We start from the raw sequence: 23,366 nt of genomic DNA, 5'->3' as shown, positions 1-23,366 counted from the left end.
TGGCCCTGCGCGCTTTCTTCAGGCGATCAAGCATATTGACATCAAATTTCATGCGCCCCATGCAAGACGGTATCGCTTTGGCAGGACCAGTCGCGCAAACGGTATCGAAAAGCCCCGCGACGATGAGGTCGGTCGCGCCAGGCCGCAAGGGCTGGTCACAGCCGATGGTGTAATCCGGACTTGGAACCACCCATCGATACGTCCTGCGCTTGCCAGTTCGCTGGCAACGTAAGCAGGTCCCGCTCCTGCCACTGCGCATGGCCAAGATATTCCTCGGCGATACCGTGAATCAGGCGCTGTTTCATCTCATCACCTATGGACAGCAGTTGGCCGACCGGTACGTTCCATTGGCGTGCGAAACGGATCGAATAGCGGTATCCGTCGACATCCTCGATAGTTGGACGGAGCGCAGGATCGGGCCATAGCGCCACCAGCTCTTCCAGCAACGACGGCCGTCCCATGCCCGTGCGCAGCATCTTCTCAACGCGACGTAGGGCTCTGTCCAGGAAATCTGCGCACTCGCCCAGCAGCAACCTGTGCGAGCGCCACTGCCAATCATTCGCCCAGTAAGGATCGAGGATCATGCGATTGATCAGCGAGATCGATCCGCCCTCCAAGATCACACCGCCGGCAGCGCTGCGCCTATCGACCAGATCAACCAACAGTGCGTGTGCCTCATCCGCGGCAATAATGCCTTCGCGAACCGCGCGCGAGGCCAGATAGATCCTGCGCGTAGCGCGCAATTCGGCCGGTAGCGGACGTCCGCTGCACGTGGACATTTCCGGACAGCACTGAACTCGGTCGAGCGCGATAACCGGCCATCCGGTTTGCTCTGCCAGCGCGACGGCCACCTCGGTTTTACCGCTACAGGTCGGCCCCCAGATCAGGTGCAGTATGCAACTCATAGCATCACGCCATGCATGGAAAAATTTTAACTACAATGCCCATAAAGCTATAGGCCCGTATGCATGCACGTCGTGAAAAGCAAGGACATCGCGGCCGCCCACCTACTCGGAGGCGATGACAGTCAAGAAATCTTCCGGAGACGGCGGTCTCAAGAGTCAAGTGCAACACCTCGAGAGACCTGCTGTTAGCGCAACGTATGGACGGACAGCCCAGCAGGCCATTGATTGTGCAAAAGTTACGTGAGCCAGTGTTTTGACAGAAAACGCGGGTCTGCCGTCGAGAAAAGTGTTGCACTTGGAACTTGAGTCGCCCCCCTTTCACCGACAGCGACGAAGCGTCGTCGACATACAGCAGGTGCTTGGTCAGTTGCTGGGCGGCAGCCGGCGCGCTGGCCCACTCCTGCTCCTCCATCAGCTTGGGCCTGCGGATGTGCATGGCGTTGATGCGACCCAGCTTGGAGATCGCCCGATCGGCCAACTGCTCACCGGACATTTCCAGCGACGCCAGGAATCCGTTCACGCCCCCGTCCGGTCGTGTGCCATGCAGCAGCGTCTGCAGCGCAAACGCCGATTTACCGATGCTTGGTCTTGCCGCGACGATGATCAGGTCGGTCGGCTGCCATCCTCCGGTGAGGTCATCCAGCGGGCGGAATCCGGTGGCAACCCCTGTCATGTGCTGATCGGTGTTGAAATGCCACATCCGCGATTACCGGATGGCGTTCGCCCAGCGTGACCACGTCCGAGGGACGCCGTGCCGCGATCTCGGACTTGATCGCCTCAAACAGGGCGCGGCACTCACGATCCGCAAAGTCGTCCACCTGCAGCAGGTCGGATCGCGAATCAGGCACGCGAGCACGGCCGATTCGGCATCAAATTCCAGCCGCCTCATTGCTCGATCTCCAGGCTGCCGAGCGCGATGTTCATGACCTGCTCGAATCGCTCATCGTCGATCAGCGTCGGCAGCGATTGTTTCCAGCGCGCGTTGTTGGGGGTCGGACGATCCCCCCGCATCCAGGGATCCTGCAGACACACGCTGAAGTAGATCTCCCAGAACTCTGGCGGATCGAAGATCACCCCCGCTGCCTTGCAGGTTTTGCGTGCGTTGGCATCAGCCTTGCGCAGCTTGCGTTCCAGTAGCGCAGTGGTCGCCAGGCTGGCAGTGCATCCGGGGCGATACCCAAGCATCCGGTTGTAGGTCTCTCGGATCACCTCCACCGGTGTCGGTTGTCCGTGTTGATCTTTCTGCTGAACCAGCTCTTCCTGAAGACCCAGTTCTCCCTGATTGCTCAGATCTTCCTGATTGGTTAGCAGTTGCTCGCTGGCTTCTGAGTCCCCATCGGGGACTATAGGGGGATGGATTTCTTTTCCTGATTAGCCCTGACCGTCAGCTGGATTTTTGTTGCAGTCCTGCAAATAGCTTCGTTTTACCGATGTGTTCCATGATGTCTGATCTTGGCGCTGCTGATGCGAGGAGCCGGTGCGAAGTTCTTTCAGCCAGGACCCCATGGCGGCCTGGCATTAGGCCGGTTTAGCGATAAGCGCGGAGGTGCTGCAGCTGAAGGTCGGGGCTAATCAGGTTTCTTTTTGATGGTTATCTGACGGATTGGGTGACACGGTGACACCCCGTTCTGTCGTCGCTGTCACCCCGTGGCGTGCACGGCTGTCACCCCGTGTCCTCTCACCGGGTGCACCTGTGTCACCCCGCTGCATGATGATGTCGTAGCAGACCGTGCGACGATCAGCGCGCGAAATGTAGGCTGCGACGATGGCCTCATTGCCGGGACGGATGACCCCGGCCGCGACCAGGGCGGCCAACTGCCGCTGGACCGTGCGCCCGCTCAGCCCGGTATCGTCTACGAGCCGTTGCACTGCAGGGAACGCGCCGCGCCCGTCCTTGTCGGCATAGTTGGCCAGGCACAGCAGCACGTGCCGCGCTGGCGCGTCCAGGACAATGCGCTGCTCAAGCGCCCATGCCATGACCTGGACACTCATGCGCCACCCTACTGACCTTTCGCAAAGGCGGACAACACCATTTGAGCCAAGCGCTTCACGTGGCGACTGGTGATCGTCCGCGCTGGCGCACGCCCGGTGGACAGGCACTCGATCAGCAAGACAGACGGCTCCAGGCAGCGTTCAACGCAGCGATGGGAAAACACGCGCAAGCCTTCCATGGCGCGCTCTTGAAATGCAGGGTGGCTCGGTGGCATCGTGACCTCGTGCTCCACGAAGCCCCCGCACTTGTCTTGGTCGACGGCGGGGGCTTCGTCTTCTCTGGACGAAAGGGATGTGCGAACGGCCAAGCGGCCCGCCTCTTCGCGCCAGACACCGCCGCGGCCACTACCACGCGACGGACGCACGCACGTCCATGCCCCTATTGATCGGCAGTCCTTGCCACTCGTGTGCGTGCTACTGCGCACCTTGCTCGCGCGGGACCAGGCGTTTCAGGAGGGCGGGTAAATGGATGGGTAGAGGCAACGCAACCAACAAAAAAACCCGCATTTAGCGGGGTTTTTTGTTGGTTATGGCGGAGCGAGAGGGATTCGAACCCTCGATAGAGCTTTTGACCCTATACTCCCTTAGCAGGGGAGCCCCTTCAGCCGCTCGGGCATCGCTCCAGTTTTTTTTTGCTGCCTGCCGCGATGTCCGTGGCAGGCCGCGAAGAATAGCGGGTAAGAGGGGCTACCGTAAACCCTTTACAACGATCAATTCGAAGAATCGTCACCGTGATGTGCGCCGGAAGCGACCGGCTCATCCCCACGCTGGATGCGCTGATAGATTTCTTCACGATGCACAGCGACATCCTTGGGTGCGGTGATACCGATGCGCACCTGATTGCCCTTGACGCCGAGAACGGTCACGGTGACCGAGTCGCCGATCATCAAGGTTTCGCCTACCCGGCGAGTGAGGATCAACATTTTGCATATCTCCTGGAACCGGTGGATTTCCCACCAGCATCGACGGCCTCCTGAGTGAGACGCGTCCTACGTAAAGGTAATAGACCATAAATGGTAGCGTCACATCCTGCTAGCCAGCAAGGGATAGCAGGAAAAGTGTTCAGCCCAAGTGTTGCTTGACCCAGAGGGGCACACCGTCGAGTGCGGTCGCAAGGGCGGGCCCGTCCTCGCCACCACCCTGGGCGAGATCTGGACGGCCACCGCCCTTGCCGCCGATCTGACTGGCGATATTGCTGAGAAGTTCCCCTGCCTTCACCTTGCCAGTTGGGCTGCCGTTCACACCAGAGACAAGCGCAACTTTGCCGCCTGAAGCGCCAGCCAGCACGATCACAGAGTCGCCGAGCTGTTGCTTCAGGCGATCCATCGCATCGCGCAGCGCCTTGGCATCGAAGCCTTCCAGACGCACTGCCACCACCTTGACCCCGGCGACGTCGATCGCAGCAGCGCCCAGGTCAGCCGTTGCACCCGACGCCAGCTTGGCCTTGAGCGATTCCAGCTCGCGCTGCAGCCGCTTCTGACGCTCGGTCAGTGCGCGCACTTTGTCCACCACCTCGGTCGCGTTGCCGCCGAGCAAATGGGCAGCCTCAAGCAAGCGACGCTCTTCGTCGGCCACATAATCCAGCGCGCCCTGCCCGGTCACCGCTTCGATACGACGCACTCCCGAGGACACGCCGCCTTCGGAGGTGATCTTGAACAGGCCGATGTCGCCGGTACGGGTGACATGCGTGCCACCACACAGTTCGGTGGAATAACCGCCCATCTTGAGCACGCGGACGTTTTCGCCGTATTTCTCGCCGAACAACGCCATCGCGCCGAAATCCAGCGCCTCCTGCATGGCCATGTTATGCACTTCCACGCCATGGTTGGTGCGCACTTCGGCGTTGACCTTGCGCTCGATCACAGCAAGCTCATCCGCAGTGATCGGCTGGAAGTGCGAGAAGTCGAAGCGCAGACGATCCGGTGCGACCAGCGAGCCCTTCTGCTGAACATGCGTTCCCAACACTTCGCGCAACGCGGCATGCAGCAGATGGGTCGCCGAATGGTTGAGGATGGTCTTGCCGCGACGTTGTACGTCGATCCCACCGGCAAGCACATCGCCAAGCGCGAGCGTGCCTTCGCTGATGCGACCCACATGGCCATGGAACTGACCGGCGAACTTCTGCGTGTCGGCAACTTCGATCAACACACCGGGGCCGTTCAGCTGACCGCTATCGCCAACCTGACCACCCGACTCGGCGTAGAACGGCGTGCGGTCGGTGAACACGATCACCTCGTCGCCGGCCTGCGCACGTTCGACCGGGCGGCCCTGCTTGAGCAACGCCACGACCCTGAGCGCATCGGCATCGTACGCTTCGTAACCCAGGAACACCGTTGGCGACATGCTGGCGACCAGATCGGCGGGCAATGCCACGCCGCCGCCGAACTTGCCGGCCGCACGCGCAGTCTCGCGCTGGCGCTCCATGGCGCACTCGAAGCCCTCCATGTCCACGCGCATGCCGCGCTCGCGTGCGATATCGGCGGTCAGGTCGACCGGGAAGCCATAGGTGTCGTACAACCGGAACGCATCGGCGCCCGGGATAATGTCCTGCGAGCGCGACGCGACCTCGTCGAAGATTTTCATGCCGGCGTCCAGCGTCTCCGCAAAACGCTCTTCTTCGGCCAACAAGGCGCGCGCCACGGTGTCCTTCGCCACCACCAGCTCGGGGTAGGCTTCGCCCATCAGTTCGACCAGCGTGGGCACCATCTTGCTGAAGAACGGCTGGCGCACGCCCAACATCCAACCATGGCGCAGCGCACGTCGGATAATCCGACGCAGCACATAGCCGCGGCCTTCGTTGGAGGGCAGCACACCATCGACGATGAGAAACGAACAAGCGCGGATGTGATCGGCGATCACCCGCAGCGATTTGTTCTCCAGATCGGTGATGCCGGTCAGCGCGCTGGCCTTGCCGATCAACGCCTGGAACAGGTCGATTTCATAGTTCGTATGGACATGCTGCAGGATCGCGGCAAGACGCTCCAATCCCATGCCAGTGTCCACGCATGGCGCTGGCAGAGGTACCAGTGTGCCGTCGGGCTGGCGATCGAACTGCATGAAGACCAGGTTCCAGATCTCGATAAAGCGGTCGCCATCCTCATCCGGCGACCCCGGCGGACCACCAGCGATGTGATCGCCGTGGTCGAAGAAAATTTCGGTACACGGGCCGCACGGGCCGGTGTCGGCCATTTGCCAGAAATTATCCGACGCGTAGGGCGCACCCTTGTTGTCGCCGATGCGCACGATGCGGCTTTCCGGGATGCCGATCATGTCGCGCCACAACGCAAAAGCTTCTTCGTCGGTGTGGTAGACGGTGACCAACAGACGGTCTGTCGGCAGCTTCCAGATCTGGGTCAGCAGTTCCCATGCCCAGGCGATGGCGTCCTTCTTGAAATAGTCGCCGAACGACCAGTTGCCTAGCATTTCGAAGAAGGTGTGGTGACGCGCGGTGTAGCCGACCGAGTCCAGATCGTTGTGCTTGCCACCGGCACGCAGGCAGCGCTGCACGTCAGCGGCACGCACGTAACTGCGTTTCTCCGCGCCAAGGAAGACGTCCTTGAACTGGACCATGCCGGAGTTGGTAAACAGCAAGGTGGGGTCGTTACCCGGCACCAGCGGCGCGGATGGCACGATGGTGTGGCCCCTCCCCTCGAAGAACGCGAGGAAGTCGCTACGGATCTGGGAAGTGCTGAATTTGGCAGGTGCGTTCATGAGCTGACATTGGGCGGGCGGCAGTCCCGGTCACCCCATGCGATGTGGGTGCAGATGAGGGGAACAACCTGAAACCACGAAGGGTAGCAGGCCTGACGCCCTCAGTCCTCAAGGTCGAAGCGCGTGGCGGCGCGAATGCTGTTGCCGTCGAAACCACGCCGAGCCAGCCAATCGGCGGCTTTGCGCCGCTGTGGAAGGTCTATTGGGCCCTGCTCGCCGAAACGACGGTGGATCAGATCGCGCGCGTTTTCGGTCCAATCGCCTTGAAACGTCGCCATGGCGGCACTGATGGCCTCGCTATCCAGACCATGGGTTCCCAGTTCGGCACGAATATGCAGCGGGCCATAACCGGAGCCGGCGCGATTGCGCACGACTGCTGCTGCGAAACGGGCGTCGTCCTGCCACCCTTCGCCAGTGAGGCGATCGACGGCGGCTTGCGCCGCATCTGGCTCGATCCCGCGGGCTAATAGCTTGCGGTTCAATTCCTTGCGCGAATGTTCGCGCCGCACCAATAGACCGAGTGCGCGCTGGACCGGCGTCTGCTCCTTGAACCGGCGCCCCCGTTTTGGTGCGGGCTCTTGCTCGTTCATCGTGAGGTGTCCTGCATCGCCAAAATCGCATTGCATCAAATGCGCCGTCCGTGGCGCCTGCCCTCCTGGCCTTCGATAGATCTACCGCGAGAAGCGACGGCACTGACTCCGCCGTCCTCGCGATAGAAAAACTTCAAACGCTTTTGGACCTGTTGTGCCAACGCCGGGCGAGCGCGGCCGGTGCTCGAGTCGTCGCCTACCACGGGCACCCGACGGTCACCCATCGCTTACTGACAGCATTAGGGCCACCCTAACCTCGGCGAACCGCCTAACGGCGACCGGCAATGCTGTGCAGCTGCGTCTTATTCCTTCTCTTCGTCGTCGCCGGCTTCGCGCGGCGCTTCGGCAGGCTGGAACTTCTCGCGCAGTTCGGCTTCCAGCCGGACCGCAACCTGCGGGTTGTCGCGCAGGTAAGTCCGCGCATTGTCCTTGCCCTGCCCGATGCGCTCATCGCCGTAGCTGTACCAGGCGCCGGCCTTTTCAACCAGCTTGGCTTCCACGCCCATATCGATCAATTCGCCTTCGCGGCTGATGCCTTCGCCGTACAGGATTTCGGTCACGACCTGCTTGAACGGAGGCGCCAACTTGTTCTTGACCACCTTGATCTTGGTCTGGTTGCCGATGATCTCGTCGCCCTTCTTGATTGCGCCGATACGACGGATGTCCAGACGCACCGAGGCGTAGAACTTCAAGGCATTGCCGCCGGTGGTCACTTCCGGGCTCTGGCCCGGCATCATGACGCCGATCTTCATGCGCAGCTGATTGATGAAGACCACCAGCGTGTTGGAGCGCTTGATGTTGCCGGTAAGCTTGCGCAACGCCTGGCTCATCAGGCGAGCCTGCAGGCCCGGCAGCTGGTCGCCCATTTCGCCTTCGATTTCTGCCTTCGGGGTCAGTGCGGCAACCGAGTCGATCACCACGATGTCCACCGAGCTTGAACGCACCAGCATGTCGGCAATTTCCAGCGCCTGCTCGCCGGTATCCGGCTGCGAGAGCAGCAGATCGTCGACGTTGACACCCAGCTTGGCCGCATAGACCGGGTCCAGCGCGTGCTCGGCGTCGATGAAGGCGGCGGTGCCGCCCAGCTTCTGACACTGGGCAATCGCCTGCAGGGTCAGGGTGGTCTTGCCCGAGGATTCCGGCCCGTAGATTTCGACTACGCGCCCCTTCGGCAGGCCGCCGGTCCCCAGGGCGATATCCAGCATCAGCGAGCCGGTCGGAATGACTTCGACCGCTTCGATGACACGGTCGCCCATGCGCATGACCGAGCCCTTGCCGAATTGCTTTTCGATCTGGCTCAGTGCGGCGGCAAGGGCGCGCTTCTTGTTCTCGTCCATCTGGGTGATCCTCGTCAGTGATTTCGGTATGGGGCTAATGTAGCGGCGGTGTATCGCACAGGCTGAGACTGCAGGCGACACACTCATATTAGGGAGACGCCATGTCCCGCGGCAGGGGGAAATCCTGCGGTGCCTGCTCGGGAAAAAGCCAGCACGACCATCGGTACAGAGCTCAGCGGTTAGGCCTCAACAGCCCGCAATACAGGCCTTCGATCGCGAAATCCTGATCCGGCAGCACTTCGATGGGCGCGTAGTCCGGGTTGCGCGGCAGCAGCCGGATCCGGTCTTTGCCGATCTTCAGCAGCTTGACGGTGATTTCCTCATCGATCCGCGCCACCACGATCTGACCCGAGCGCGCGTCGCGGGTGCGGTGCACACCGATCAAATCGCCGTTGAAGATGCCTTCGTCGCGCATCGAATCGCCCTGCACCTTGAGCAGGTAGTCTGGCGAGGGCGAGAAGAACACGCGATCCAGCACCACGAAGTCATCCGAACCGATATCGGCACCGATCGGCAAACCCGCCGCAACGCGGCCCAGCACGGGCAGACGCAGCACATCGTCGCGAACGGGCTCGCTCACCGCCGCTGCGCGCGTCTGTCCGCCCTGCCCAGCTAGCCGGATCCCACGCGCCTGGCCTGGGACACGACGGATCGCACCCGCCTGCTCCAGCGCCTCCAGGTGATACTGCGCGGCGCGCACGCCCTTGAAGCCGAACGCGCGTGCGATTTCGGTCTGCGACGGCGGGACGCCATCGGCGTCGATGCGCTCGGCGATCAAGGCCAGGATTGCTTGCTGGGTATCGGTCAGGTCCATGTTTAGTATTATTACTACTAATGAGTACTTGCGCAAGCGCTTCGCACCACTTCGACCGCACCGCCACCTCGATGCCGCATGTGATGCGCTAGCGCCGACTGCGCCAGATCGAAAACAGGATCCAGATGCCGCACAGCGCCGCGCCGATAAAGCCACCCACGCCCAGCGCGAGCAACCAACGACTGGCGCTACCGCCGACGCTGTTCATGACGATCGAGGAGCCGATCACCAGCGCGGCAGTGACAATGCCCATCGTGAGCCGGTTGGCCGCACGGTCGACCTGCTCGCCGAACTCACGCAGTGCGCGCGTTTCGATCTGCAACTGCAGTTTGCCGCGGCGTGCTGCTTGCAGCAGCCGCTTGAGGTCGCGCGGCAGATCGCCGATCAGGTCGATTGCGCCTGTCACTGTTCGCCGGCCACGCCGCACGATGGCGCGCGGCGCATAACGCTGCAGCACCAGGCGTTCCAGATACGGGCGCGCCTCGGTGGCCATGTCGAAATCCGGATCGAGCTGACGCCCCATGCCTTCGAGGGTGAGAAACGCCTTGATCATCAGCGCCAGATCCGACGGCAGCGTCAGCCCGTGGTCGCGCAGGATCGAGGTGACATCGCCGAGCATTGCGCCGATCCGCAGCTCTTTCAGCGGCACGCCGCGATACTCGTCGACGAACGCGCCAATGTCCTGCTGCAGCCGTGGCTCGTCGATCTCCAGGCTGGTGCCTGCCCATTCCAGCAGCACATCGATCACCGCTTCGGCGTCGTAGCTGACCATGCCATGCAGCAGTTGCGCGACCTGAAACCGACGCTGCTCGGAGACGCGCCCCACCATACCGAAATCGATGACCGCGATGCGGCCGTCGCGGAGATAGAAAATATTGCCCGGATGCGGATCGGCGTGGAAGCAGCCGTCCTGCAGCACCATCTTGAGCACGATGCCGGCCCCGGCACGTGCAAGCGCCTTGCGGTCCAGACCGGCCGCATCGACGGTGAGCAGATTGCGCCCCGGAATGCCATCGATAAATTCCTGTACGTTGAGCGACTCGCAGGTCCACTCCCAGTACACCGCCGGCACCACCACCTGCGGGTCGTGTGCGAAGTTGGCGGCGATGCGTTCGGCGTTACGCCCCTCGGCAGCGAAATCCAGCTCGCGGCGCAGCGAGACGGTGAATTGCTGCACCACCTCGGCGGGACGATAGCGCTTGAGATCCGGTGCGCGGGTTTCGACGATTTCGGCAAGCCGTGCCAGCAAGCGCAGGTCGGCATCGATGGTGTCGCCGATATCGGGACGGCGGATCTTCAACACCACCGGCGTGCCATCGACCAACCACGCGCGATGCGTCTGCGCCAGCGATGCGGCCGCCAGCGGTTGTTCGTCCAGGCGCGCGAACACGCTCTCCGGCTCCATGCCCAGCGCGGCAACCAGCTGCGGGCGGATCTGCTCGAACGGCAGCGCCGGCACGGCGTTCTGCAGCTCGCTTAATTCTTCGATCCACTCCGACGGCAGCAGATCCACGCGCGTGGCCAACACCTGTCCGAGTTTGACGAAGGTGGGCCCGAGGGCTTCCAGCGCACGCCGCACGCGCAATGCCGCGGACATGCGCAAGCGACCCTCGGCATTATTCCAATGCAACAACCTGCCAGCACGCTCGAGCACATCGCCCATGCCGATGCGACGCACCACATCGCCGAAGCCGTAGCGGATCAGGACCGAGGCGATTTCCTGCAAACGCCCAAGATCACGCACCGTGCCAAGCGCTTCCCACATCAGTGCACCGCCCGCGAGCATGCCGCTCTCAGATGCTGCGCGACACTGCACTGCACAGCGGCCTGCAGCGTTGGGGAAGATGAGACAGTAGCAAGGAGCGAACGCATTGGCACACGAGGCGGTGACGAGAGCTTCGTTTGTAGCCGATCTGCCCGCCGCTGTCGCGCCCTGGCCCGCTCGAAGCTCAGCGCAGGTTGCAACGCGCTGCGTAGCGCAGGTGCAAGATGCAGCGTACTTTCGTCGGGTGCATGCAGCTCAATCGCGCAGTCGCAAGGTCACACCAACGCCGCGCGGCGCGCCTCAAAATGCGTTCTACGAAGCGGGCTGCAGTGGCTTGTCGATGACGCTCTGCCAATAGGTTTCCTCGGGCATGCAGCCCTGTCTCAGCACTTCGGTTTCGATGCCGCGCTATATCACGCTGAAATGGCGCGCACCACGAGTGCGATGCCGAACGCCATCCAGCGAATCTGCGAGACGTTAAAGCAGCGCGCTCAACCCGCGCAGTGCGGCAGCCACGGTCTGACGCCGTACTGCATCGCGGTCGCCATTGAAGTGGAACAGTTGCGCCGTGGCATAGCCGCCGCGACGCTTCCAACCGATCCAGACCGTACCGACCGGCTTGTCGTCGCTGCCGCCACCGGGCCCGGCAATGCCGGTCACCGCCACCGCGATGCTCGCGCCGGAATTGACCAACGCGCCAGAGACCATTTCGATCACGGTGTCGCGGCTGACCGCTCCATGCACTTCCAGGGTCTGCGGACGGACGCCAAGCAACGCCTGTTTAGCCTCATAGCTATAAGCCGCCATGCCGCAGTCGAACCAGTGCGAGGAACCGGCGACATCGGTCACCGCCTTGGCGATCCAGCCACCGGTACAGCTTTCGGCAGTGACCAGGCGCTCGCGCGCGGCAAGCAATTGCTGCCCGAGGGCTTCGGCCAGCTGCTGCAGTTCGGAATCGGCGGACAGGGACATGGGCAGGGCAATAAAGGGGCAGCGGACGTTTTAGCCCAATTTGCCGCGCCTGTCTGCGGCTAGCGCCGATTCCGGCTGGGCGTGAGGTGGCCGAGGTTCAGTGGCCATGTGTGGCCGACAGGCGGTGCTTCGGGCATGGATCGGCACCGGATGTGCAGCAGGTTGCCGGCCGCGCGCCGTCAACCTGCAGCACCGCAACCTCCAGATCACTGAGCACCGCAGCCAGGGCGCCACGTTACTGAGGAGCGAGATAGTGCAGGGCGTCAGCTCACGACTGCGGTCTACCACAGCACCATGCCATCGCCCATGTCGTTTGATTTTCCGAGTCGCCACAACGAGACGTGGCAACCGCCGCATAACGACGCAAAACATCCACCTCATTCGCTTTGAAGCAGCAGCACAGTCGCGCTATGCGGACTGTGCTGCCTGCATCACGCTTCCCAGTCTTCGCGGCGATCCGGCAGCATCGCGCGCAGTGGCGCACCGTCCTCGCCAGCGGCCAACCGCTCGGCTTCGACCATCGGCAGATCCACATCGAGCAACCAACCCTCTTCGTCCGATTGCTCGTTGCGCACTACTTCCAGCTGATGCAGCCGCGAACGCAGGCGGCCGGCCGACGGCGGCAGCCGCAACTGGCCGGTCAGATGGCACAGGTCCAGTCGCTGACCGAGCGCATGCTGCAATTCTTCCAGCCCGCGCCCGTCGCGCGCCGACACCCATACGCGTTCGCGGCGTGCCGGGTCTGGAATGCCGTCCTGCGCATCGTGGCGTACTTCGGCGCCGTCGATCTTGTCGATCTTGTTGAACACCAGCAGTTGCGGTAGATCGCCTGCACCGACGGCCTGCAACACTTCATCGACCTGCAGAATGCGCTCTTCGCGCAGCGGGTCGGCCGCATCGACGATGTGCAGCAACAGATCGGCATCGCGCGCTTCGGACAAGGTCGAACGGAACGCGGCGACCAGTTCGTGCGGAAGATCGCGCACGAAGCCGACCGTGTCGGCAAGAATCGCGCTACCGCCCGGCAACGCGATGCGCCGCACGGTGGGATCCAGCGTGGCGAACAGCTGGTCGGCCACGTAGGCCTCGGCGCCGGTCAACGCATTGAATAGCGTCGACTTGCCGGCGTTGGTGTAGCCAACCAATGCAATCCGCGGCAATTCGCTGCGCATCCGTGCACGACGCATCTGGGTACGCTGCACCTCGACTTTTTCCAGCCGCTGCTGCAACTGTTCGACGCGCTTTTGCAGCAGGCGGCGGTCGGTTTCCAGCTGGGTTTCGCCGGGGCCGCGCAGGCCGATCGAGCCGCCGCGCTGACGCTCCAGGTGGGTCCAGCCACGCACCAGCCGCGTAGCCATGTGACGCAACTGCGCCAGCTCCACCTGCAGCTTGCCTTCGTGGCTGCGCGCGCGTTGCGCGAAGATGTCCAGGATCAGCCCGGTGCGATCGATCACGCGCCGCTCCAGATACTTTTCCAGGTTGCGCTCCTGTCCGGGCGACAAGGTGTGATTGACCAACACCAGATCCGCACCGGTGGCTTCGGCTGCCGCCTTGACCTCTTCCAGCTTGCCGCTACCGATCAAGGTCGACGGGCTTGGTTTGTCGATACGTGCGGTGAGCGTGGCCGCCACCGTGGCGCCCGCCGACTTTGCAAGGTCGGCGAACTCCTCCATGCCATCGTCTTCGGCAGGTCCACCGGAGTGGGTCTGTATCAACAACGCGTGTTCACCCTTGCGGGACCGGTCAAACACGCACTACTCCGTTACTGCTCGACGTCGTCATCTTCCGCCTGATTGCCTTCATTGGATTGCACATACCCACCACCCGGCCCCACGCGCACATTGCGCGCCGGCACCACCGTGGAAATGGCGTGCTTGTACACCATCTGACTCACGGTATTGCGCAGCAGGACCACGAACTGGTCGAACGACTCGATCGTGCCCTGCAGCTTGATGCCATTGACCAGATACACCGACACAGGAACCCGCTCACGCCGCAGCGCATTGAGGAATGGATCCTGTAAAGATTGCCCCTTAGCCATCGAAAAATCCTCTTCGTTATTGTTCTTATTGTCCCGGTCGACACCTGGCATCCCCAGCCGGTCCCGGAAGCGGGATGTTACACGCCTGAAGCCTGCCGCACAGCGGAACGATCACCGAGGAAGCCGACAAGTGCGCGCTCCAATTGATGGCGATCACGCTCCGGGTCGAACCAGCGCGCGTCCAGCTCGCCACGCAGCCAAGTGAGCTGCCGTTTGGCCAGTTGCCGGGTCGCCTGGATCGCCTTGTCGCGGAACTCGGCCAGGCTGCCTGCCCCATCCAGATACTCCCAGGCTTGCCGATAACCGACCGCGCGTACCGCCGGCAGATCCAGCGGTACTGCCACCGCCCGCATCTGCGGTAGCGCCCGCACCTGCTCCACTTCTGCCAGAAAGCCCTGTGCCAGCATCGCGTCCAGGCGTCGTTCGATACGTCCATGCAGCACCGCGCGCTCACGTGGTGCCAGTACCACTTTCAACACACGCACTGGCAGACGCAGCCCTGGCGGTAGCGCCTGCCAATAACTGATCGGCCGCCCGCTGATGCGGTAGACCTCAAGCGCCCGCTGGATCCGTTGCGGGTCGGTCGCATGAATGCGCGCAGCTGCAACTGGATCTACGCGAGCTAGCTCTGAGTGCAAACCTGCCCAACCAATCTGCGCGGCTTCGGCCGCAATGGACGCGCGCGCAGCTCGGTCGGCCTCGGGTAGGTGCGACAAGCCTTCCAGCAGCGCGCGAAAATATAGCCCGGTGCCGCCGGCCAGAATCGGCAGCTTGCCGCGCGCCACGATCTGCGCGATCGCCTGGCGCGCATCGCCGGCGAACTCCGCTGCCGAATACACCTGCCAGGGATCGCGCAAGTCGAGCAGATGATGCGGAACTGCCGCGCGCATCGCCGCGTCGGGTTTGGCCGCACCGATCTCCAGGCCGCGATACACCAGCGCAGAATCGACGCTGACAATTTCTCCGTTCCAGCGCTCTGCTGCTTCCAGCGCCAGCGCAGTCTTGCCGCTGGCGGTGGGGCCCATCAGGGCGATCGCCAGCGGGCGTTGGTCGGCAGGCATCAGTCCTCGTCCGGCCAACGGATGGTCGGTGCGACCGGCGCGCTGACACGCGGGACCGGAATCGCCGCCATCGCGTTCCATACCTTCAACGCATCCACGGTGGCCGCCACATCGTGCACGCGCAACAGCAGCGCGCCGTGCTGGGCGGCGATCAGATGGGCGGCCACCGAGCCATGCACACGTTCGGCGGCAACCTCACGCCCGGTCAATTCGCCGATGCTGCGTTTGCGCGACAGCCCGGCCAATACCGGCAAGCCGAATTCCTGCAGGCGCTGCAGCTGCGCAAGCAGGGCGAGGTTGTGCGTGGTGGTCTTGTCGAAGCCGAAACCAGGGTCCAGGATCAGCCGGCGCTTGTCGATGCCGGCCATCTCGGCGGCGAAGATGCGCTCGGCCAGAAAGCGGTGGACTTCCCCCACCACATCGTCGTACTGCGGCGCATCTTGCATGGCGTGCGGCGCGCTGCGCGCATGCATCAAGACCACCGGCACGCGCAGGTCCGACGCCGCCTCCAGTGCACCGGGCGAACGCAGTGCATACACGTCGTTGATCATGCCCGCGCCGGCCGCGACCGCTGCACGCATGACCTCCGGTTTGAACGTATCCACGCTGATCGGCACGCGGGTGCGTTGCGCCAGTGCTTCGATGACCGGAATCACCCGCTGCAGTTCTTCTTCAACCGATACCGGCGTGGCACCCGGGCGTGTGGACTCACCGCCGATATCCAACACCGCAGCACCCTGCTCCACCAGCGCCAGTCCATGCGCGATCGCCGCTTCGCAGCTGGCATGCTGGCCGCCGTCGGAGAACGAATCGGGCGTGACATTGACGATACCCATCACCTGCGGCGTATCCAGCCGCAGGCTGCGGCCGGCGCAATCCAGTGTGAGGGCGGTATCGAACATCCACGATGTCTCCTGGGTCATTGCTTGCATGTGGGCATTGCTACGCCCGATAACGCATCAAGGCCGGGAATCGCTTCCCGGCCTTGATGCATGCCGCTGCAGATCAGTGCACAGCCGGCTCAGATCTGCTCGGCGGGCCCGGCGATGGGCGGCAACGGCCGCGGGCTACCCTTGTCGTTGTTGTTGCCACCGTCCTTGTCGGACTTGCCCCAACCGGCCGGCGGCGGCGGCTCGCGGCCTTCCATGATGGCATCGATCTGCGGCACGTCGATGGTTTCGTACTGCAGCAGCAGCTGCGACATCGCATGCAGCTTGTCCAGATTATCGGTGAGGATGGTCTTGGTCTTGCTGTAGGCCTTGTCCAGAATCGAACGCACGACTTCATCGATCTTGCGCGTGGTCTCATCGGAGACGTTCTTGTGCTGGGTCACCGAACGGCCTAGGAACACCTCGTCCTCTTCCTCGCCATAGGCAACCGGGCCGAGCTCGTCGGACAGGCCCCACTTGGTGACCATGTTGCGTGCCATCTTGGTAGCCCGCTCAATGTCGTTGGAGGCGCCGGTCGTGACCTTGTCGCCGCCGAAGATCAGCTCTTCGGCAACGCGGCCGCCATACAGCGAGCACAGCTGCGATTCGATCGCCACGCGGTTCATCGAGTAACGATCGCCTTCCGGCAGATACATGGTCACGCCGAGTGCGCGGCCGCGCGGAATGATGGTGACCTTGTAGACCGGGTCGTGCTCCGGCACCAGGCGGCCGACAATGGCGTGGCCTGCTTCGTGATACGCGGTCAGCGTCTTTTCGTCCTCGCTCATGGCCATCGAACGACGTTCGGCGCCCATCAGGATCTTGTCGCGGGCACGGTCGAAGTGGTCCATACGGACCTCCTTCTCGCTGCCGCGCGCCGCGAACAACGCCGCTTCGTTACACAGGTTGGCCAGATCGGCACCCGAGAAACCCGGGGTACCGCGGGCGATCACCATCGGCACGACGTCGTCGGCCAGCGGCAGCTTGCGCATATGCACGCGCAGGATCTGCTCGCGGCCCTTGACGTCCGGCAAGCCGACCACAACCTGGCGGTCGAAACGGCCCGGACGCAGCAAGGCCGGATCCAGCACGTCGGGACGGTTGGTCGCCGCAATGACGATCACGCCTTCGCCGCCTTCAAAGCCGTCCATTTCGACCAGCAACTGGTTCAGGGTCTGCTCGCGCTCGTCATGCCCGCCGCCGAGACCGGCGCCGCGATGACGGCCCACCGCATCGATTTCGTCGATGAAGATGATGCACGGCGCGTGCTTCTTGGCCTGCTCGAACATGTCGCGCACGCGGCTCGCACCGACACCGACGAACATTTCGACGAAGTCGGAACCGGAGATGCTGAAGAACGGCACCTTGGCTTCGCCTGCGATCGCCTTGGCGAGCAGCGTCTTACCGGTACCCGGCGGGCCCACCATCAGCACGCCGCGCGGAATCTTGCCGCCCAGCTTGGTGAACTTGGTCGGGTCGCGCAGGAAGTCGACCAGTTCGCCCACTTCTTCCTTGGCCTCGTCGCAACCAGCAACGTCGGCGAAGGTGATCTTGATCTGGTCTTCGCCCTGCAGCTTGGCGCGCGACTTACCGAAGCTCATCGCACCCTTCGCGCCGCCACCGCCGCCTTGCATCTGGCGCATGATGAACAGCCAGAAGCCGATGATCAGGATGACGGGCAGGAAATTCAGGACCAACGACCAGAAGCCAGGGCCGGTCGAGGGCTTCTGGCGGGTCATTTCGATGTTCTTGCTGTACAGCACGTCGACCAGCTTGTCGTCGCGCGGACCGTAGACGGTAGCTTCGCTACCGTCGGTACGCTTGAAGCGGATCGCGTTGACGGCCAGGTTGGTCTCGTCGGTGTAGTCCACCGATTTAACGCGCCCGGAGTCCACTTCCTTCAGAAATTGGGTGTAGGTGATCGAGTCGGGACCGACGCCGCCTGCCATCCGCGGCGAGAAGCTCTGGAAGACAACCATCAGCACAACTGCGACGACCACCCACAGCAGCAGATTCTTGGTCAAGTCGTTCATCCTCATTGGCTCCGGTGCCCTCTACTCTTTAAATTCTTCAAACACGGTGGTCATTGGCAGCTTACTTGATCTGGACACGCTTGCCCTGACCGAGCGCATAAACTTCCGGGGAGCGCTTGCGCGAGGCCGCCGGCTTGCGAATCGTCACCTTCTCATAGCGGCGGCGAAGCTCACGAATGTAGTCGTCGGACCCAACACCCTGGAACAGCTTGATTAGGAACGCCCCGCCCGGTTTGAGGTGGGCGTCGGCAAATTCCATCGCCAGTTCCGCCAGGTGCATCATCCGCGGTTGGTCGACCGCATCCATGCCACTCTTATTTGGGGCCATATCGGACAGAACAAGGTCGACCGGCACATCGCCCAGCATCGCTTCGAACTGCGATAGGACGGCCTGCTCCCTGAAGTCGCCGTGAAGGAACTCCACGCCCGCCAGGGCCGGCATGTCCAGGATATCCAGCGCCACTACCCGGCCGCTGTCGCCCATGGACTTGCGCACCTGCTGCGACCAGCCGCCCGGGGCCGCACCCAGATCGACCACCACCATGCCCGGTTTGAGCAGGCGGTCGCGCTGCAGCAACTCTTCCAGCTTGTAGGCCGCGCGCGAGCGCATGCCCTCGGCCCGGGCCTTCTTCACGTAAGGGTCGGCGAAGTGTTCCTTGAGCCAGCGCTGGCTGCTTTTACTGCGGGAAGGCATTGGCAAAGCGGTCCGAACGGGTCGCCATGATACCCTGAACACCCTTTCCTTCGCTTCGATCCTGCATGTCCATTGTTCTCACCTCCGCCCAGAATCGTTTCCTGCGCGGCCAGGCCCACGATCTCAAAGCCTTGCTGCAGACCGGCGGCAAAGGGGTCACGCCGGCATTTCTGGCCGAACTCGAGGACGTGCTCGAGCGCCACGAATTGATCAAGGTAAAAGTGGCATCGGAGGATCGTGAGACCCGTGATGCGCTGATTGCCGAGCTGATCGAGCAGACCGGCAGTGCGCTGGTGCAGCGCATCGGCCACGTCGCAATTTTGTACCGCCCCGGCAAGGAAAAGCGCCAGATTGTGCTGCCGCGCGGCTGAGCCAACGAGTTCGCCATGCCTTTAAGTCAGGAACACCCCGATTACGCTTATGCGCTGCGCGCGGCCGATGGCCGTCATGCCAAGGTGAACGATCAAATTCTGCAGCAGAGCTTCATCCTGATGCCGGACGAGCTGGTGGAACGCTGGCCGGTGCAAAGCCTGGAGCAACTCCACGTGAGCCATATGGACGCGGTGCTGGCACTCAGCCCGGCCGTGATCCTGCTCGGCACCGGCGCGCGCCAGCTATTCCCGAAGGCCGATGTAGTGGCAGCCTGCCTGACCCGCGGTATTGGCCTGGAAGCAATGACCAATGCCGCCGCCGCGCGCACCTACAACGTGCTGGCCAGCGAAGGCCGGCGGGTGGCGTTGGCGATGGTGTTGCCTGGCTGAATGGCGTGGGACGGGATGTGGGCGTCGGGATCGGGGATTCGTAAGAGCGGGCTGTAGCAAGCTGCGCTTTCAATCGCCACACCAGGCTAGAGCGTCAATCAGTCACCACGTGGTGAGTTCGAAGAACGCACTCTCTATGCGGATACGAACAGCCCGGGGCCGTTGCGAATCCCGAATCCCAACGCCCCAATCTCATTTCTTGGGCAAATACAGCAACGGATCCACTGGCTTGCCGTTGTAGCGGATCTCGAAGTGCAGCATGTCGCGGGAAGCACCGCTGCGGCCCATTTCTGCAATCTGCTGCCCGGCCTTGACGCTCTGGCCTTCGTTCAGCAAACGCTTGCGGTTGTGCCCGTACGCGGATAGCCACTGGTCGTTGTGCTTGATGATGATCAGCTCGCCGTAACCGACCAGGCCGGCACCGGAATACACCACCACGCCGTCAGCGGCCGCGCGCACGGCCTGGCCGCTGGCACCGGCGATGTCCACGCCCTGCCTGGTGGTTTCGCCAGTGACGAAGGTGCCGACGACCACGCCATCGGCCGGCCAACGCCAGGAGAATCCACTGCTGACCGGTGCGGCGATCGGCGCAGCCGGACGCGGCGGAGCCACGCTGCCGGCAACCGGCGCACTGCTGCCGGGCTTGCTCGCCCCGTCGGGATACAGCTTGAGGGTCTGGCCGGGATAGATGGTATTCGGCGACGACAGGCCGTTCCAGGCTGCCAGGTCCGCGGCAGTGATATTGGTCCGGCGCGAGATCGCATACAGGGTATCGCCGCGCTGGACGGTCACCGTGGCACCCGGGCGTGGCAGCGACGGGCGTGGCGCCGTGCTTGGACGCGACGACGAACCACCACTCGCCCCAGGCGAACGCACCACCGTGGCGCTGCTGCAGGCGGTGAGCCCAATGGCCACTGCGAGCATGACTGCTGTCTTGCGTACCGAATTCATCTGCGTCTTGCTCATCCGTTCGTTGTCTTCCACACCAGCCACCCTGCACCTACCGCCAGCACCGCCATCGCAACCCAGCCCAGCGGCTCGATCCAGCGATGCAGCGCCGCCTCGGCACGCGCACCACCCAGGCGGATCGCACCGGCAACCAGATACACGCGCTTGCCGCGTCCCACCAACATGCTGGCGATGAACGGCAGGATCGGCACGCCGACCACGCCCGATGCCCAGGTGAAGATCTTCAGCGGAATCGGAGTGAAACCCACCAGGACCAGCGCCCAGAATGCCTTCCACGGCGAATCGGCGACCAGCGTGCGCAGCGTTTCGATCTGCTGCTGGATCTTCGCGCTCCAGCCCAGCCACTCGATCAACGGCTGCAACGCCGCAAACGCGAAATGGCCGAGTAGATAACCGACCAATGCGCCGCAGACCGATCCCAGCAGACTCAAGGTGGCGAACCACAACGAACGCTTTGGCTCGGCCAGCGACATCGGTGCCAGCATCACTTCCGGCGGCACAGGGAAGATGAAACCCTCTACGAAGCTGAGACCGGTCAACAGCGTGGGGGCGCGGCGATGGCGCGACCAACGGATGGCCACGTCGTACAACGGACCGAAAATCTTCATCGAGAAACTCTCATGGATTCAATCCAGCATGCCCGACAACAGCGGGACGAACGTGACCGGCGCCAGAACCTGTTGTTCGATGGTGCCATCGGCGCCGCGTGTGAGTTGCACCAGCGATTGCGAGGAAGCGCCGCCGACCGGAGCGACCAGGCGTCCACCGACCGCCAGCTGATCGACCAGCGCATCGACCAGCGCCGGTGCGGCGGCGGTCACCACGATGGCGTCATAGGGGCCGTGCTCGTGCCAGCCGATACGGCCGTCGTCGTGCTTGCTGCGCACGTTCATGCCCAGATGCCGAAAGCGCTTGCGCGCTTGCCGTAACAGATCGCCAATGCGCTCGACGGTGTACACCTCCAGCCCCAGCGCCGCCAGAATCGCGCCCTGGTAGCCGGAGCCGGTGCCCACTTCGAGCACCTTGGTCGGCGTCACTTGCAGCACTGCCTCGGTCATGCGCGCCACCACCCATGGCTGCGAGATGGTCTGGCCGTGGCCGATCGGCAGCGCGGTGTCTTCGTACGCGCGCGAGGCCAGCGCTTCATCGATGAACAAGTGCCGCGGCACGGTCTGCATCGCGTTGAGCGTCGCCTCGTCGTGGATGCCAGCCTCGCGCAGCCGTTCGACCAGGCGGTCGCGCACGCGCTGCGAGGTCATGCCGATTCCGACCGACTCCGGTTGCAGGCGCAGCCTCGGCGTCATGCCGGGCCGTCCAGCGCTGCGGTCAGCCCGCCCACCCAGCCGGCGACAGTCTCCAGCGCCTGGTAGCGAGTGAGATCGACGTGAATCGGGGTAATCGAGATATGCCCGGTGCGCACGGCGTGGAAATCGGTGCCGGCACCCGCATCCTGCTCCGGCCCGGCCGGGCCGATCCAGTACACGGTGCGGCCGCGCGGGTCACGCTGCGGCACGCATGGTTCGGAACGATGGCGATTGCCGAGCCGAGTCACTTCGAAACCGAGCACATCCGACCACGCCAGATCCGGCACGTTGACGTTGAGAATGGTGTCGGCGGGCAATGGGTCGGCCTTGAGACGTGCCACAATTTCCACCGCAGCGCGCGCAGCGGTGTCGTAGTGATGCGCTTGGTGATTGTGCGTGACCAACGACACCGCTACCGCCGGCAGGCCCAGGAAGCGGCCCTCCATTGCGGCAGACACGGTGCCCGAATAGATCACGTCGTCGCCCAGATTGGCCGAGTTGTTGATGCCGGAGACCACGATGTCAGGGTCGCAATCAAGCATGCCGGTGAGTGCCAGATGCACGCAGTCGGTCGGTGTACCGGCCACGGCGCAGGTCTGCGCGTCGATGCGGCGGGTGCGGATCGGCACGTCCAGCGTCAGCGAGTTGCTGGCGCCGGAGCGGTCGCGGTCGGGCGCGACGACCATCACTTCATGACCGCCATGGCGCAGCGCCTCGGCCAATATCTGGATGCCGGGGGCGTCGACACCGTCGTCGTTGCTAACCAGTACGCGCATGAGACTCCTCGGAAAACCGGACAATGATACCGGATGCGTCCCGCGCCTTCGCGCTTGATCTTCGCGTGCGTCTGCGCTTGGACCGGGTACGCTGTGCGGATGTCGCATCCTGAAGACGAAGACGACGGCGCGTTGTTCCGCGCAGCGATCGGCGCGGTCAAGCCGATTCGTGAAGTCGCCCCACCGGCCAACGCCAAGCCGCGCCCCAAGCCGCGTGCGCGCATGGCCGAGCGCGATGACGCCGAAGCGCTCGGCGAATTTGCGCGCCTGTTACGCGACAGCGCGCCGCTGGAAGCGGGCGATACCGCCAGCTATCGGCGCGAGAATCTTCCCAGCCGATTGTTTCAGCGACTCAAGCGCGGGCAATTTTCGGTGCAGGACGAACTGGATCTGCACGGCGCCACCGCCGCTCAGGCCGAATCGCTGTTGCGCCAGTTTCTGCTGGAGGCGCATGCGCACGAGCATGGGTGCGTGCGCATCATCCACGGCAAGGGCCTGCAGTCCGACAACGGTGCGCCCGTGCTGAAAAACCTGATGGACCGGCTGCTGCGTCAACGCAACGATGTGCTGGCGTTTCATTCGGCGCCGCCCACGCAGGGCGGCACCGGGGCGCTGCTGGTGTTGCTGGCACGGCGGTAGGCGGTAGGCGGTAGGCGGATGGCGGATGGCGGATGGCGGATGGCGGATGGCGGATGGCGGATGGCGGATGGCG

General features: G+C 63.4%; 25 protein-coding genes and 1 tRNA gene. 3 read left to right on the top strand and 23 right to left on the bottom strand.

All coding sequences use genetic code 11. The features are described from left to right. Positions 1 to 155: 155 nt before the first annotated feature. The 19 genes from WJW29_RS08465 to rlmE form a co-directional block, all read right to left on the bottom strand. A complete protein-coding gene (locus WJW29_RS08465; protein WP_011259505.1) occupies positions 156 to 905 on the bottom strand; it encodes an isopentenyl transferase family protein in 750 nt (249 codons plus the stop codon). Between the two features lie 4 nt (positions 906 to 909). Further along, positions 910 to 1,605, bottom strand: coding sequence for a DnaB-like helicase C-terminal domain-containing protein (locus WJW29_RS08460; protein WP_011408881.1), 696 nt, complete (start codon positions 1,603 to 1,605; stop codon positions 910 to 912). Beyond that, positions 1,541 to 1,723, bottom strand: coding sequence for a hypothetical protein (locus tag WJW29_RS08455; RefSeq protein ID WP_325167298.1), 183 nt, complete (start codon positions 1,721 to 1,723; stop codon positions 1,541 to 1,543). Before WJW29_RS08455 ends, WJW29_RS08460 begins: the two co-directional genes overlap by 65 nt. 67 nt (positions 1,724 to 1,790) lie before the next feature. Next, positions 1,791 to 2,114, bottom strand: coding sequence for a hypothetical protein (locus tag WJW29_RS08450; protein ID WP_258523931.1), 324 nt, complete (start codon positions 2,112 to 2,114; stop codon positions 1,791 to 1,793). A 363-nt stretch (positions 2,115 to 2,477) separates the two neighbouring features. Beyond that, positions 2,478 to 2,897, bottom strand: coding sequence for a helix-turn-helix domain-containing protein (locus tag WJW29_RS08445; RefSeq protein ID WP_011408882.1), 420 nt, complete (start codon positions 2,895 to 2,897; stop codon positions 2,478 to 2,480). Between the two features lie 530 nt (positions 2,898 to 3,427). After that, positions 3,428 to 3,520: transfer RNA gene (locus WJW29_RS08440), tRNA-Ser, on the bottom strand. 87 nt (positions 3,521 to 3,607) lie between these two features. Further along, entirely contained in the window at positions 3,608 to 3,820 is a 213-nt protein-coding gene (gene csrA, locus WJW29_RS08435) for a carbon storage regulator CsrA (protein ID WP_003481884.1), read from the bottom strand. 139 nt (positions 3,821 to 3,959) lie between these two features. After that, on the bottom strand, positions 3,960 to 6,608 hold the full coding sequence (gene alaS, locus WJW29_RS08430; RefSeq protein ID WP_011259507.1) for an alanine--tRNA ligase: 2,649 nt from the start codon (positions 6,606 to 6,608) through the stop codon (positions 3,960 to 3,962). Positions 6,609 to 6,709: 101 nt separating this feature from the next. Further along, on the bottom strand, positions 6,710 to 7,198 hold the full coding sequence (gene recX / locus WJW29_RS08425) for a recombination regulator RecX (protein WP_012444556.1): 489 nt from the start codon (positions 7,196 to 7,198) through the stop codon (positions 6,710 to 6,712). Positions 7,199 to 7,500: 302 nt separating this feature from the next. Further along, positions 7,501 to 8,535 carry a recombinase RecA gene (recA, locus tag WJW29_RS08420; protein WP_011408884.1) on the bottom strand — a complete coding sequence of 345 codons (1,035 nt, stop codon included), beginning with the start codon at positions 8,533 to 8,535 and terminating at the stop codon, positions 7,501 to 7,503. Positions 8,536 to 8,707: 172 nt separating this feature from the next. Then, on the bottom strand, positions 8,708 to 9,349 hold the full coding sequence (gene lexA, locus WJW29_RS08415) for a transcriptional repressor LexA (RefSeq protein ID WP_011408885.1): 642 nt from the start codon (positions 9,347 to 9,349) through the stop codon (positions 8,708 to 8,710). Between the two features lie 88 nt (positions 9,350 to 9,437). Continuing rightward, the gene (gene ubiB / locus WJW29_RS08410) at positions 9,438 to 11,114 is read right to left on the bottom strand and encodes a 2-polyprenylphenol 6-hydroxylase (RefSeq protein ID WP_011408886.1); all 1,677 of its coding nucleotides are present in this window, start codon (positions 11,112 to 11,114) and stop codon (positions 9,438 to 9,440) included. Between the two features lie 477 nt (positions 11,115 to 11,591). Beyond that, positions 11,592 to 12,086 (bottom strand): CinA family protein, encoded by a 495-nt coding sequence (locus WJW29_RS08405; RefSeq protein WP_011259512.1) that lies wholly within the window; start codon positions 12,084 to 12,086, stop codon positions 11,592 to 11,594. 431 nt (positions 12,087 to 12,517) lie between these two features. Next, positions 12,518 to 13,837 (bottom strand): ribosome rescue GTPase HflX, encoded by a 1,320-nt coding sequence (gene hflX / locus WJW29_RS08400; RefSeq protein ID WP_011259513.1) that lies wholly within the window; start codon positions 13,835 to 13,837, stop codon positions 12,518 to 12,520. Positions 13,838 to 13,848: 11 nt separating this feature from the next. Continuing rightward, a complete protein-coding gene (gene hfq, locus WJW29_RS08395; protein WP_005915027.1) occupies positions 13,849 to 14,127 on the bottom strand; it encodes an RNA chaperone Hfq in 279 nt (92 codons plus the stop codon). Between the two features lie 77 nt (positions 14,128 to 14,204). Next, positions 14,205 to 15,188, bottom strand: a complete 984-nt coding sequence (gene miaA, locus WJW29_RS08390; RefSeq protein ID WP_041182462.1) for a tRNA (adenosine(37)-N6)-dimethylallyltransferase MiaA — start codon at positions 15,186 to 15,188, stop codon at positions 14,205 to 14,207. Continuing rightward, entirely contained in the window at positions 15,188 to 16,090 is a 903-nt protein-coding gene (folP, locus tag WJW29_RS08385; protein ID WP_027703574.1) for a dihydropteroate synthase, read from the bottom strand. Before folP ends, miaA begins: the two co-directional genes overlap by 1 nt. A 119-nt stretch (positions 16,091 to 16,209) precedes the next feature. Further along, the gene (gene ftsH / locus WJW29_RS08380; protein ID WP_012444551.1) at positions 16,210 to 18,150 is read right to left on the bottom strand and encodes an ATP-dependent zinc metalloprotease FtsH; all 1,941 of its coding nucleotides are present in this window, start codon (positions 18,148 to 18,150) and stop codon (positions 16,210 to 16,212) included. A gap of 61 nt (positions 18,151 to 18,211) precedes the next feature. Continuing rightward, positions 18,212 to 18,844: a 23S rRNA (uridine(2552)-2'-O)-methyltransferase RlmE gene (gene rlmE, locus WJW29_RS08375; RefSeq protein ID WP_011408890.1), complete on the bottom strand. Its 633-nt coding sequence runs from the start codon at positions 18,842 to 18,844 to the stop codon at positions 18,212 to 18,214. A gap of 65 nt (positions 18,845 to 18,909) precedes the next feature. Here rlmE and yhbY point away from each other — a divergent pair, with 65 nt between their 5' ends. Together yhbY and WJW29_RS08365 are read left to right on the top strand one after the other, a co-directional pair. Beyond that, positions 18,910 to 19,215: a ribosome assembly RNA-binding protein YhbY gene (yhbY, locus tag WJW29_RS08370; protein WP_011259518.1), complete on the top strand. Its 306-nt coding sequence runs from the start codon at positions 18,910 to 18,912 to the stop codon at positions 19,213 to 19,215. 15 nt (positions 19,216 to 19,230) lie between these two features. After that, entirely contained in the window at positions 19,231 to 19,605 is a 375-nt protein-coding gene (locus WJW29_RS08365; RefSeq protein ID WP_011259519.1) for an Mth938-like domain-containing protein, read from the top strand. 192 nt (positions 19,606 to 19,797) lie between these two features. Here WJW29_RS08365 and WJW29_RS08360 read toward each other — a convergent pair whose 3' ends face one another. The 4 genes from WJW29_RS08360 to surE are packed head-to-tail and all read right to left on the bottom strand — an operon-like array spanning position 19,798 to position 22,654. Further along, entirely contained in the window at positions 19,798 to 20,571 is a 774-nt protein-coding gene (locus WJW29_RS08360) for a peptidoglycan DD-metalloendopeptidase family protein (RefSeq protein ID WP_011408891.1), read from the bottom strand. Beyond that, positions 20,568 to 21,182 carry a YqaA family protein gene (locus tag WJW29_RS08355; protein ID WP_011259521.1) on the bottom strand — a complete coding sequence of 205 codons (615 nt, stop codon included), beginning with the start codon at positions 21,180 to 21,182 and terminating at the stop codon, positions 20,568 to 20,570. The genes WJW29_RS08360 and WJW29_RS08355 overlap by 4 nt, the downstream gene beginning before the upstream one ends. Positions 21,183 to 21,200: 18 nt before the next feature. Continuing rightward, positions 21,201 to 21,878: a protein-L-isoaspartate(D-aspartate) O-methyltransferase gene (locus WJW29_RS08350; protein WP_011259522.1), complete on the bottom strand. Its 678-nt coding sequence runs from the start codon at positions 21,876 to 21,878 to the stop codon at positions 21,201 to 21,203. Then, entirely contained in the window at positions 21,875 to 22,654 is a 780-nt protein-coding gene (surE, locus tag WJW29_RS08345) for a 5'/3'-nucleotidase SurE (RefSeq protein WP_011408892.1), read from the bottom strand. Before surE ends, WJW29_RS08350 begins: the two co-directional genes overlap by 4 nt. Positions 22,655 to 22,753: 99 nt before the next feature. On the opposite strand from surE, the gene WJW29_RS08340 reads away from it, so the two are divergent. Then, entirely contained in the window at positions 22,754 to 23,293 is a 540-nt protein-coding gene (locus WJW29_RS08340) for a Smr/MutS family protein (RefSeq protein ID WP_011408893.1), read from the top strand. Positions 23,294 to 23,366: the final 73 nt, after the last annotated feature.

The organism is Xanthomonas sp. JL1 (assembly GCF_038405005.1).
The sequence above is the reverse complement of the archived record's forward strand: the minus strand, read 5'-3'. Positions and strand labels throughout refer to the sequence as shown.

Bases quoted from the DNA above. Each gene is read 5' to 3' on its own strand.
- WJW29_RS08465 (WP_011259505.1), bottom strand. From the start codon at position 905: ATGAGTTGCATACTGCACCTGATCTGGGGGCCGACCTGTAGCGGTAAA.
- WJW29_RS08460 (WP_011408881.1), bottom strand. From the start codon at position 1,605: ATGTGGCATTTCAACACCGATCAGCACATGACAGGGGTTGCCACCGGA.
- WJW29_RS08445 (WP_011408882.1), bottom strand. From the start codon at position 2,897: ATGAGTGTCCAGGTCATGGCATGGGCGCTTGAGCAGCGCATTGTCCTG.
- csrA (WP_003481884.1), bottom strand. From the start codon at position 3,820: ATGTTGATCCTCACTCGCCGGGTAGGCGAAACCTTGATGATCGGCGAC.
- alaS (WP_011259507.1), bottom strand. From the start codon at position 6,608: ATGAACGCACCTGCCAAATTCAGCACTTCCCAGATCCGTAGCGACTTC.
- recX (WP_012444556.1), bottom strand. From the start codon at position 7,198: ATGAACGAGCAAGAGCCCGCACCAAAACGGGGGCGCCGGTTCAAGGAG.
- recA (WP_011408884.1), bottom strand. From the start codon at position 8,535: ATGGACGAGAACAAGAAGCGCGCCCTTGCCGCCGCACTGAGCCAGATC.
- lexA (WP_011408885.1), bottom strand. From the start codon at position 9,349: ATGGACCTGACCGATACCCAGCAAGCAATCCTGGCCTTGATCGCCGAG.
- ubiB (WP_011408886.1), bottom strand. From the start codon at position 11,114: ATGTGGGAAGCGCTTGGCACGGTGCGTGATCTTGGGCGTTTGCAGGAA.
- WJW29_RS08405 (WP_011259512.1), bottom strand. From the start codon at position 12,086: ATGTCCCTGTCCGCCGATTCCGAACTGCAGCAGCTGGCCGAAGCCCTC.
- hfq (WP_005915027.1), bottom strand. From the start codon at position 14,127: ATGGCTAAGGGGCAATCTTTACAGGATCCATTCCTCAATGCGCTGCGG.
- miaA (WP_041182462.1), bottom strand. From the start codon at position 15,188: ATGCCTGCCGACCAACGCCCGCTGGCGATCGCCCTGATGGGCCCCACC.
- folP (WP_027703574.1), bottom strand. From the start codon at position 16,090: ATGTTCGATACCGCCCTCACACTGGATTGCGCCGGCCGCAGCCTGCGG.
- ftsH (WP_012444551.1), bottom strand. From the start codon at position 18,150: ATGAACGACTTGACCAAGAATCTGCTGCTGTGGGTGGTCGTCGCAGTT.
- rlmE (WP_011408890.1), bottom strand. From the start codon at position 18,844: ATGCCTTCCCGCAGTAAAAGCAGCCAGCGCTGGCTCAAGGAACACTTC.
- yhbY (WP_011259518.1), top strand. From the start codon at position 18,910: ATGTCCATTGTTCTCACCTCCGCCCAGAATCGTTTCCTGCGCGGCCAG.
- WJW29_RS08365 (WP_011259519.1), top strand. From the start codon at position 19,231: ATGCCTTTAAGTCAGGAACACCCCGATTACGCTTATGCGCTGCGCGCG.
- WJW29_RS08360 (WP_011408891.1), bottom strand. From the start codon at position 20,571: ATGAGCAAGACGCAGATGAATTCGGTACGCAAGACAGCAGTCATGCTC.
- WJW29_RS08355 (WP_011259521.1), bottom strand. From the start codon at position 21,182: ATGAAGATTTTCGGTCCGTTGTACGACGTGGCCATCCGTTGGTCGCGC.
- WJW29_RS08350 (WP_011259522.1), bottom strand. From the start codon at position 21,878: ATGACGCCGAGGCTGCGCCTGCAACCGGAGTCGGTCGGAATCGGCATG.
- surE (WP_011408892.1), bottom strand. From the start codon at position 22,654: ATGCGCGTACTGGTTAGCAACGACGACGGTGTCGACGCCCCCGGCATC.
- WJW29_RS08340 (WP_011408893.1), top strand. From the start codon at position 22,754: ATGTCGCATCCTGAAGACGAAGACGACGGCGCGTTGTTCCGCGCAGCG.